This is a genomic window from Rhodococcus sp. UNC363MFTsu5.1, from assembly GCF_000686785.1.
Lineage (GTDB): Bacteria > Actinomycetota > Actinomycetes > Mycobacteriales > Mycobacteriaceae > Rhodococcus_G > Rhodococcus_G maanshanensis.
Genome location: NZ_JMLO01000004.1, coordinates 129,496 through 139,840, shown reverse-complemented (window position 1 = coordinate 139,840; position 10,345 = coordinate 129,496). Strand labels below are relative to the sequence as shown.

10 protein-coding genes are annotated in these 10,345 nt (G+C 68.1%); all 10 read left to right on the top strand.

Annotated features, from left to right (window positions below):
- Window positions 1-39 precede the first annotated feature (39 nt).
- On the top strand, window positions 40-1,308 hold the full coding sequence (locus tag BR31_RS30490) for a peptidoglycan DD-metalloendopeptidase family protein (protein ID WP_156042390.1): 1,269 nt from the start codon (window positions 40-42) through the stop codon (window positions 1,306-1,308).
- A complete protein-coding gene (locus BR31_RS0107405) occupies window positions 1,305-1,664 on the top strand; it encodes a hypothetical protein (protein WP_027500400.1) in 360 nt (119 codons plus the stop codon). Before BR31_RS30490 ends, BR31_RS0107405 begins: the two co-directional genes overlap by 4 nt.
- A 3-nt stretch (window positions 1,665-1,667) precedes the next feature.
- Window positions 1,668-2,054 carry a hypothetical protein gene (locus BR31_RS0107400; RefSeq protein ID WP_027500399.1) on the top strand — a complete coding sequence of 129 codons (387 nt, stop codon included), beginning with the start codon at window positions 1,668-1,670 and terminating at the stop codon, window positions 2,052-2,054.
- Window positions 2,051-2,416 carry a hypothetical protein gene (locus BR31_RS0107395; protein ID WP_027500398.1) on the top strand — a complete coding sequence of 122 codons (366 nt, stop codon included), beginning with the start codon at window positions 2,051-2,053 and terminating at the stop codon, window positions 2,414-2,416. The genes BR31_RS0107400 and BR31_RS0107395 overlap by 4 nt, the downstream gene beginning before the upstream one ends.
- Window positions 2,409-3,476, top strand: coding sequence for a hypothetical protein (locus BR31_RS0107390; protein ID WP_027500397.1), 1,068 nt, complete (start codon window positions 2,409-2,411; stop codon window positions 3,474-3,476). Before BR31_RS0107395 ends, BR31_RS0107390 begins: the two co-directional genes overlap by 8 nt.
- On the top strand, window positions 3,476-4,135 hold the full coding sequence (locus tag BR31_RS0107385) for a hypothetical protein (RefSeq protein WP_027500396.1): 660 nt from the start codon (window positions 3,476-3,478) through the stop codon (window positions 4,133-4,135). The genes BR31_RS0107390 and BR31_RS0107385 overlap by 1 nt, the downstream gene beginning before the upstream one ends.
- A 15-nt stretch (window positions 4,136-4,150) precedes the next feature.
- Window positions 4,151-6,073: a hypothetical protein gene (locus BR31_RS30485; protein ID WP_027500395.1), complete on the top strand. Its 1,923-nt coding sequence runs from the start codon at window positions 4,151-4,153 to the stop codon at window positions 6,071-6,073.
- Window positions 6,074-6,113: 40 nt separating this feature from the next.
- On the top strand, window positions 6,114-6,266 hold the full coding sequence (locus BR31_RS31415) for a hypothetical protein (RefSeq protein ID WP_156042389.1): 153 nt from the start codon (window positions 6,114-6,116) through the stop codon (window positions 6,264-6,266).
- A 1,040-nt stretch (window positions 6,267-7,306) separates the two neighbouring features.
- The gene (locus BR31_RS27770) at window positions 7,307-7,486 is read left to right on the top strand and encodes a hypothetical protein (protein WP_156042388.1); all 180 of its coding nucleotides are present in this window, start codon (window positions 7,307-7,309) and stop codon (window positions 7,484-7,486) included.
- Between the two features lie 322 nt (window positions 7,487-7,808).
- Window positions 7,809-9,851, top strand: coding sequence for an Ig-like domain repeat protein (locus BR31_RS32370; RefSeq protein WP_051637050.1), 2,043 nt, complete (start codon window positions 7,809-7,811; stop codon window positions 9,849-9,851).
- Window positions 9,852-10,345 lie beyond the last annotated feature (494 nt).

Here is a 10,345-nt window from a genome sequence, read left to right as displayed (position 1 = left end):
CCGCCCGCCTCACACCACAACTCGACAGAGGAGCAGCACGTGAGCAGATATTGGCCACTCGAACGGGGCCACATCGTCACCTCGGCCTATGGCCCGCGGTGGGGCGCCATGCACTACGGCATGGACTTCGGCTGGCCCGGCGGGTCGGCCGACCGACCGGTGCACGCCGTGCAGGCGGGCACCATCGTCCAAGTCGGTTGGGATCCGGGCGGCTTCGGCTGGTTCCTCGACATCGACTCCGACGACTCGCAGGGCTCGAACCTGTGGGTGTACGGGCACATCAAGCCTGAGGTCACCCTCGGCGACCGCGTCTCCGCGGGCCAGCGAATCGCGCACATCAACGGCGACAGGACGACCAACGGCGGCGTCGACCCGCACTGCCACATCGAGGTGCACCAGTGGAGCAGGCAGCCCGCTGGCCCCGGCCGGATGGATCCGGCGCCGTTCCTGGACGGCGCTGCCTACCCGGGCGAGGCACCACCGCCGCCACCCCCGCCGCGCCGCGGGATGGACGCGCAGACCCTCGCGCGCGCGATGGGCAACTCGGTGTCACCGGAGCGGTACTCCGCACTGCTGCCCGCGTTCACCGCGGCGATGCGTGAGGCCGGGTGCGCCACCGTCGAGCGCGCAGCGATGTGGTGCGCGCAGCTCGGCCACGAGTCCGCTGGACTGCTCTACATGGAGGAGATCGCCGACGGCTCCGACTACGAGGGCCGCGCCGACCTCGGCAACACCCACCCCGGCGACGGCCGCCGGTTCAAGGGGCGCGGCCCGATTCAGGTCACCGGCCGTCACAACTACACCGAGTGCTCACGGTGGGCGTACGGCCGCGGCCTCGTCCCGTCGCCGACGTACTTCGTCGACAACCCGGCCGAGCTCGCCTCTGATCGGTACGGGTTCCTCGGTCCGGTTTGGTACTGGACCGTGGCCCGGCCGCGACTCAATGCGTTCGCCGATGCCCGCAACCTCGAGGACGCCACCCGCGCGATCAACGGCGGCCTCAACGGCATCGCCGACCGCAGCACCCGCTATCAACGGTGTCTCGACATGGGCGCCGCACTACTCCCGACCGGAGGTTTCCTCATGGCCCTGACCGACCAGCAGCAACAGGAGATGTACGAGGCGATCTGCTCGCCGCAGCGTTCGCTCGTCGAACCCGAGCACCTCGACGGCGAAGAGCCCGGCGCGTTCAACTCTCCGACCTACGCGCGCACCGCGGACTACCACGCATTCCATGCGCACCGGCTCGCACAGCAGAACGCGGCCGACATCGCGCAGATCAAGCGGCAGATGGAGGCGCGGCGATGATCAAGAACGACAACGTCCGCAAGGGCCTGTACGTCGCTGCGGTCGCCATCGGTGCAGCTCTCATGGTGTTCGGGTTCATCGACCAGGACACCGCCGACCAGATGGTCAGGATCGCTGCGGGCGCGCTGCTCGGTGGTATCGGGGAGCTCGCGCGTCGCAACGTCAGGCCGCGACCTGCCGGTGTCTCGGCCGATGGGCTCGCCCAGGTCGTGACCGACGCGGTCGAACGCGCAGTGGCCGACCGAAACGGCATGGGGATCCCGGCCATCCTCACCAATTCGGCTGTGCCGGACGGCGTCAGCGTCGAGGCGATCCGCCGTTCGATCGAGCGGCAGCTCGGCCAGAGCAAGGGGTGACTGATGGCCGACGGTGACGTCGACACTGTGGAGATCCCCGACGAGGCGCTGAGGCACCCGGTCGTCATCGCGGTGATGGTGCTGTTCGTCGTGCTGGTGGTGGCTGCGCGCGCGATCCCGTACGCGCAGCGGACCATCGGTCCGGCGTGGCGGTGGGCAACCGGCCGGGACACCCGTGCGTACTCCGAACTCCTGGGCGAGGTCGAGCTGCTGCGCCAGCAGCTCGAGGCGTCGCGCACCGAGCGGGCGCTCGCCGACGAGCGGCACTCACTGGAGATCGCGGGCCTGCGCACCCAGTACGAGTCCGACATGCGCCTGATCCAAGAGCAGCTGCAGGAGACCCGCCGTCAGCTGCTCGACGCGCTGACGAAGGGGGCCCCCACACCATGAGCGAGTCCCCAGAGATCTTCGAGCTCGACGACCCGATGGTCGTCGAGCTCGGTCGGTTCCTGCGTCGGGCGCGGCTGTCCAACGGCGGCGAGACCGGCATCCCCGAGGGGCATTCCGAGCTGCTCGCCCAGGCGTGCCTGAACTGGCTCAACAACCTCGTCTTCGACGACGGCGAATGGGTGACCCGCGCCGCGATCGAGGCCACCCCGGAACTCGGTGCCGTGGAGGTGACGGTGATCGGCGACAACGAGGCGGTCAAGATGCGGCACGCCCCGACCGGGATCACCGTCGTCAACCTGACCCACGAACTCGCGTGGGCCGAGCTCAAGCAGAAGGTGAGGGAGGTGGGCGTCGATGCCTAGCGATCCGATCGAACGGCTCTCGGTGGACCTTGAGGTGTTCGGTATCCCGCAGACCCCGGGTATGCCGCCGATGACCGAGACGTACCTGCATGTGCGTCGGCGGCAGGACGGCGCCGCGGAGTCCGCGGTGCTGGGCCTGCCCGTGTACGAGGGCAAGCCGGGCCCGGCCGGGCCCGCGGGGATGATCCACCAGGGGCAGCGGACGACCGCCGAGCTCGACGGTCTGGCCCTGGTGCTCAGTCCGGCGGAGCTGAACTACACCTACCGCAACACCGACAACAACAGCCAGTGGATCTGGAACGGCACCACGTTCCAGGTGTACGCGAACGCGTATGGCGCGCAGGGTAACCGCGGGCCCGCGCCGGTGATGAACGGCGGCAACGTCACGATCGACGGCGAGGCGCAGCCGGCACCGGCCGGTGTGCATGTCGACGGCGCGGACGGCGGGCCGTACACGGTGTCGGTCGCGCTGCCCGCGCTCCCTCCGGGCCCACCCGGGCCGCCCGGACTGGCGGGCCCGATCTACACCTCGGTGGACGTCTCGCAGACCACCCCGCCGGTCGACGGCCAGATGCTCGTGCACAGCCAGGCGCTCGGCAAGTTGGTGTGGGCCACCCCGATGGTGCCGTACCTCGAGTACGTCGTGTCATCCGAATCGTTCCCCGACGCCACCAAGAACTCGGGCGACGTGCGGCACACGCTGCTCGCGTTCGAGATGCCTGCACAGCCATTCGATTGGGAGGCAGAGATCCTCGGCGGCGTCGACGTCTTCCGAGAGATCGGGCACCGGATCGACATCGAGGTGCGGCTGTCATCGGACACCAGCGGTGCGCTGATCGGCTATGGCCGCGGCTCCGACGGGAACGGCTGGGAACGGCTCGTACTCAACCCGTACTCGGCAGTGCCTCTCAACCCTGGTGTCCCGCGGACCTCGATCATCCCGGCTGGAGTGAACAACTCGATCTGGGTGACCGCGATCAAGAAGGGCGGCACCACGAAGGCGTGGGGTGTTCGCAAGGACTTCGCGAACCTGCGGATCCGCGTGAACCGGGTGTTGTGATGGCCGCGTCACTGCTGAACTTCCCGCAGCCCAACAGACTCCGACATTTCCAGCCGCCGCTCGGCGGAAACAGCCCCGATCTCGATGCGGGCCGGGAGCTGCTGCGCAGGTTCGGGCAGTCGGTCGAGGATGTTCGCGCGCGGACCGGCCTGCTCGAGGGCGTCGTCGCCTACGGGAACGTGTCGATGACCCGCAACGAGTGGGTGGTCGGCGCCCGCCCGATCTTGCGTTTCGGCCACCAGGTCGGGGAGATGAAAGGCGTCTCTATCACCCCGGCCGGTGACGGCCTGATCCTCGAGTCCGAGGGATGCTGGCGCGTCGACTGCTATTCGACCGCCGCGGGAACTGGGTTCACGGGAGATCCGTGGGTGGATCTCGACGTCGAAGTCCAAAAGCCGGTCGGCGTCCCCGGCGACCCGGTCTACGACAGGAGGCGATACACCGTATGGCTGGGCGATGGTCAGGGGTCGGTGGGTGGCCCGGTCTCGTTCGTGGTCCCCGGACCCGGGTATCGCGTGTTCGCATTCGCGGCGTCGGCCCGCTGGCGCCGGATGCTCGGCGGCACCTTGTACTCGCAGATGTCAGTCAACAAGTGGGACAACAGGACAACGCACGCGGACGCGCCCCGCGAGGTCGGCGACGGCCCCGGCGCGCCGTAGGAAGGAGGTCGAGGTATGTCGATCGAGTACCAGCACATCACGGGCGGGTGGAAGATCACCGACTACGACAGTCGCGATGACCCGGACGCGCTGCCCGAACAACTGACGCTCAAGGGCAAGGTCACGTTCCGAGCGAAGTTCGACGCATTCGACCGGTTCGAGGCGATCCGGGTTCCCGGTGCCGGGTCGGTGCCGTCGTACCTGCTGTCGCTGCGCGACATGGTGTTCCCCGTGGTCGGGGGCCGACTGCAGGACCGGCAGGCGCGAGACGGCGTGTTGCTGCCGGTCGTGGTGGCGGGCGTCTCTGTCCAGTGGACCGCGACACCCGAGCTGACCGAGGACCCCGGCCGCGGCGTCAACGGGTCGCCGGTGAGCGCGAACGAAGTCACGTTCGGACCTGTCGCGCCAGGCGGCGACGGGCAGCGCCGACTGAACCTCGCGGACGTGGTCGACACGAATGTCGAGTACCCCGAGCCTGTCGTGTCCCGCGTGGCCGAGCTGGTCCGCGAGGCCGAGGCACTGGTCGTCGAATCACGTGCGCTCGATGCGAGTTCCCGCGATGCGGCCACCCGCGCCGAGGCTGCGCAAGGAGTGACCGAGGGCGCACGCGATGCGGCGGTCCTCGCGAAGAACGCGGCGGGCGCGTCGGCGATCCAGGCCGCGGCCGAGGCCGACGACGCGCTCGAGCAGGCGGGCCTGGCCAGCCAGTCCGCCGTCGCGGCGGGCCAGTCCGCCGGGGCCGCGGCCACTGCGAAGGGGCAAGTCGACGCGACGAAGGGGCAGATCGACACCATCAAGGTGCAGATCGACACCGCGCGCGATCAGTCGGTCACCGCCGCAGGACAGTCCCAGGGATTCCGAAACGAAGCCGAGCAGATCGTTGCCGATGCGGCCGCCGGGATCGTCCCCGACGGTGGTGTCACGACACCGAAGATCGTCGACGGTGCCGTCACGAACCCCAAGCTGGGGGGCCCGGTGCAATCCAGCCTCGCCAAGGCGGAAACTGCATCGCAGCCAGGCCACACCCACGCGATCGCGGACGTCACCGGGCTGTCCACATCGCTGGGCAACAAGGAGGACAAGGCTGCGAAGGGTGCGGCCAACGGGTACGCGCCGCTCGACGCGAGCGGATTCGTCCCCGCCACGAACCTCCCGTCGTACGTCGATGACGTCCTCGAATACGCGAACCTCGCCGCCCTCCCCGGCACCGGCCTCACCGGGAAGATCTATGTCGCCCTCGACACCGGCAAGATCTATCGGTGGTCCGGTTCGGCGTACGTCGAGATCTCGCCCTCACCGGGCAGCACCGACTCGGTCACCGAGGGTACGACGAACAAGTACTTCACCGATGCCCGCGCTCAGGCTGCGCTCGCGGGCCAGCTCGCCGCCAAGCTGCCAGCGACAAACCCGACAGTGACCGGCCTGCTGACCACTCAATCGCTCAAGGTCACCGGCGGCACTCCAGGGGTGGGCAAGATCTGGACCGGCACCGATGGCGCCGGAAGTGGGTCCTGGCAGAATCCACCCGCGACCGCCATCTCGGCGACCATCACCTGCTCGGGCACGAACCCTGACAACAACAACAACACGACCCCGTTCTTCTTCACCGACACGACGAACGCGGCCTTTTGGACGAGCGCGAACGACGATCGCATCCTCATCCCCGCCACCGGGGTGTACCTGATCACGGTGATTAAGGCGCAATCGGGAGGCTCGGACCAGTTCCGACTCTCGAAGAATGGCACCGCGACCATCCAGGCCATCGGGATGTCCCACACCGTCAACGCCGGCAACGCCTACAACAGCAAGTACTGGGCACAGCTCGACTGGTCAGGTCTGCTGATTGCGGGCGACTACCTGCACCTGATCACCAATGCGAGCGGCGGTGAGGCCGTGGCCGCCAACAGCCTGATCGTCACCATCACGAAGATCGGGTGACCGAGGGAACCTGACCGGCCCCGGCCGCGTCCAACCCTGCATGACCCCGGTCGAGCTCGTCCAGCTCGCGGAGCTGCACGCCACCGACCACCCTGCGGCACTCGCAGTGGCTCGGCGCGACCCCGAGTGTGCTCGGGTGCTGGCCGCGCTCGACCTCGTCGTGTGGGAGCTGCGCCAGCTCGGCACGAAATAGCGCCGCCCTCATTCCGAGGGCGGGGCTATTCGTCGTTTTGGCGATCTACTTCACCTCAAAATCGAGCGGGATCGTCTCGTCGTACGTGGGGTGGATCCGGTCGAGATTGCGCTTGAAGGTGTCCCAATCAGGGCTCATCTTCATGCGCGCCTAGAATCGGCATATGGACCGCTACGTCAGGCAGGAGCCGATCCCGGATCCGCGGCTTGAACAGCCTGTGGTTCGTCCTCGGCTGTGGTGGATCCGGGCAATTGGCGATTTCCTTCGCCCTGGAAATCTGCTTCACGACCGGGCTGCCAGCGGGTACTCATCGGTGGCACCTCGCCGTCCTGACGGGACGCGTACCAAGATCTTCCCGTTCAATGGCAACGGCTGGGGACGGTAGGCAGTTCAACCGCCGACTGTCAGGCCCGCTTCTGACGCGAGAATGACGCGGGCCGATGCTTCCCGAGCTGGCCGCTCCACCGGCCCGCGGCCTCGACCCTAGCAACTATCGAACGAATGTACGAATAGTTCTAGGCTGATGGCATGGCCGTGCACGTCGAGCCCGCGCCGACCCACTGCCCGAATGGGCACCGCCTCGGCCCGCGCCGATGCCTCGTCGGCTGGGAACAATGCGGATGCATTGATGCTCGGCGTGGCGGGCACCGAACCCACTACTGCCGCACCTGCGGAGTCATCATCCGCACGCCGCCGTGTGCCGGGCCTCGGCCGCAAGGCGCGCGATGGAATGCGGAGTAGGGCCGGCCGCCCGGCGCCGGGCGTGGGGTGCGGCACACATCACGCCGGTATGAGAATGGCCTCGCCGCCCCAGGGTGGACGGGCGGCGAGGCCATCGCCGCTGAGAGCCGGTGCGGCGAGGCAGAACGATAGGCGGCCCCCGCGCCGGGCCGCCACGATACTCAGTGAATTCTCAGAAAGCGCCCCACGGCGGACGTCAGGCGCTCCGAGCTGGCGGCCCATCGACGGGCCGTCTTCCGTTACCGCTCGGTATGGCTCTGGGAGATGTGCACCAGTAGGCGGTGCAGAAACCTCTCGCGATGCCGGTGGAGCAGTTCCGCCTCGGCCGCATCGATGGCTTCTTCGTGCTGCTCGACTCGGCGCAGTTCGAGCGCGCGTGTGACGCGCGCCGGGGCGGTCTGCTCGCGCAGTCGACTGGCTCGAGCAGCGGCCGACTCGGCATTGAGCAAATAGGCGGCCGCACGATTCGCAGTCGATGAGGATTCGCTCGTATCCCAGACGCAGCGCCGAGAAGCAGGGGAATCGCACGTCAGCGGCCGTGGCAGCTATCGCGTCCGACTTGCCGATTTGTGGGGTGACACACCGCCCTCGGTATGACCAGCGGCGCCCTTCAACCGCCGACGAACGCGGCACTCGGCCTCGACCCGCAGAGTCGGGCCACCGACAGGCGCCACTGAGCCCAGTATTCATCCCACCAATTTTCGGTAGTCAGCGGCGGACATCACCCCTACAGTCCCCGCAACCGACTCAGCCCCAACACCGTGGTCATACCCCCACACACGCTCACACCGAAAGGTCCCCATGCGTAGTATCCGCGCCCGCCGTGCCGCGATGATCGGCACCGCGGCACTCCTGCTGGTCGCGCCGTGCGCGACCCTTGCCCAAGCGCAACCCACAGCCCCGGCACCCGCGCTGCCCGAGGACCTGGTGGCCGCGGTCCAACGCGACCTCGGACTCAGTCCCGACCAGTACCTCGACAGGGCCAAAACCGGGCAGGAACTGGCGGCGTTCGCCGACACACTGCGCGGCAAGTTCCCCACCGCCTTCTCCGGCGCCTGGCTCGACAAAGCCGGCACCCCGCTGGTCGGCCTTGCTGACGGACCGGACAAGGCCTCCGCCCGCACCGCCGTCGAGGCCGCCGGTTACAAGGTCAAGGACCAGGCGCGCAGCGAGCAAACCCTCAACGACCTGTCCGACCAGCTCAACACCTGGATCCAGCAGCTCCCCCCGCCGCTGGCCGGCCTGGTCACCGGCACCAAGATCAACACGGTCAACAACGACATCGCGCTGGGCGTCCACGACATCGCCGCGGGTCAGGGCCTGCAACTGCCGGACTTCCTCAAGTTCGTGCGCGTGGTGCAGGGGCCGGCTCCCGCCGCGTCCGAACCACCGGCACTCGGCTCGCTCGGCTCGTCCGACCCGAAACCCACCACCGAACCCACCAAACCGACCGAACCGACCAAGCCCACCGAACCCACTACCACCGCACCCACCACCACGAAGCCCACCGATCCGGCCGCCTCCACCATCACCTTTAGCCCGGTCACCGGTGCCACCGTCGGCAAGCCGGTCACCCTCACCGTGAAGGTCAGCCCCGCAGCAGCGGGCGGCGACCTCAGGTTCGAGGAGGCTGTCAACGGCGGCAAATTTGACGAGTTCGCCTCCGCCGTATCGGTCGGCGCCGACGGCACCGCCACCACGGACTGGCTTCCCGAGACCGCGGGCAAGGTGACCATTAAGGTCACCTTCTCCGGCCGCGACGGCGTCAAGGGTTCCACCACCACCCGGGAAGTCACCGTCGCCAAGGCTGACAGCAGCACCACCGCCTCCACCACAACCCTCGATCCCATCACCGGAGCCACCGTCGGCAAGCTCACCACCCTGAAGGCGAAGATCACCCCCGCGGCAGCGGGCGGCAACGTCGTGTTCGAGGACGGTACAGACAGCTACGAAGAAGTACCGGTCGGCGCCGACGGCACCGCCACCATGGAATGGGTCCCCGAGCACGCCGGCAAGCGCACCATCAAGGCCATCTTCTCCGGCCGCGACGGCGTCACCGGATCCACCACCACCGGGCAGGTCACCGTCGCAGGGGCCCCCCAGCCCACCACCAAGCCCAAGCCGCCAGCCGCCGACGCCATCATGGGCGGCGACCCCTACGTCGTCACGGACGCCTGGGGCGTATCCCACACTTGCACGCTCGGGTTCAACGGCACCGACGGAGCCGGCCGCACTGTGGTCATCACGGCCGGCCACTGCGACGGGAACCCCGCAGCCGCAGGCACTCCTAACGCCACCACCGCATACGAGGGGGCCAACCGCGGCGGCGTTCGGATCGGCGCCTTCGCCAAGTCGGTCGATGGAACCAACGGACCAAATGGAACCGGCGGACCACTTGACCACGGACTGGTCAAGATCGACGACAACGTCGCCAAGCGCTTCCAGAACAACTACGTTCGCGCCCGCGGCAAGGCCCCGGTAGCGATCACCGGCACCGCCACTCCCACCGCGGGGGCGCCGGTGTGCATGGCCGGCAAAGTTACCGGCTACCAGTGCGGCACGATCCTAGATTCCGGCAAAAGCCACGGACCCGGCAATCGCTTCAATGGCAAATTCACCGCGCGTCTCTGTGGGCTGAGCGGCGACAGCGGCGGCGCCCTGATCACCGGCACCCAGGCACTGGGCATCACGAGCGTGTCCAACATGGCTCCCTTGAGCCAGGCGATGTGCGATACGTTCGCCGCAGATCCGGACATTAGTGATTTCGACAAGCCCACCGTGTGGGCGACACCGATCGTGGACATCCTCACCGACAACCCCGGCCTCAAGGTCCGCACCAACTAAGCCGCACAAAACTCCCCGAAAAGGGGCCTCGGACGTGAGCTTTCGCGCCCGGGGCCCCTTTCGCTTTGCGTGGCCCAGCCCCGCCCCGCAGGTCTGGGCCTCGGCGCGATCTTCGTCAACCGGCGGCCAGTTGGACACCGGCACATGCGAACAAACGGCGGAGATAGGCCCCACCGGTGATGGCGTGCCCTTGACGCGGCATCAGCGATCATATGGCCAAAGGCAAGCCCCGCGCCGACCGGCAAGGCAGGGCAGGTCACGACCGCCAGATGCCTCGAAAGCACCACAATAGTCAGTGGTTTCGCATGGAGTAGACCGCCTCGCGGCGGTTGATGGCGCGGGCCGGTGCTTCCCGGACAAACTGCCCCACCGACCCGCGCCAAGACCCAAGCGGCCCTCCGTGTTCGAACAGCTCGCGCTTGACAGAACACACAGGAACCCTCCGCCCTGCCACTCGGTGTCACCGTAACAGGTATCGAACGCCTGTGCGAAAG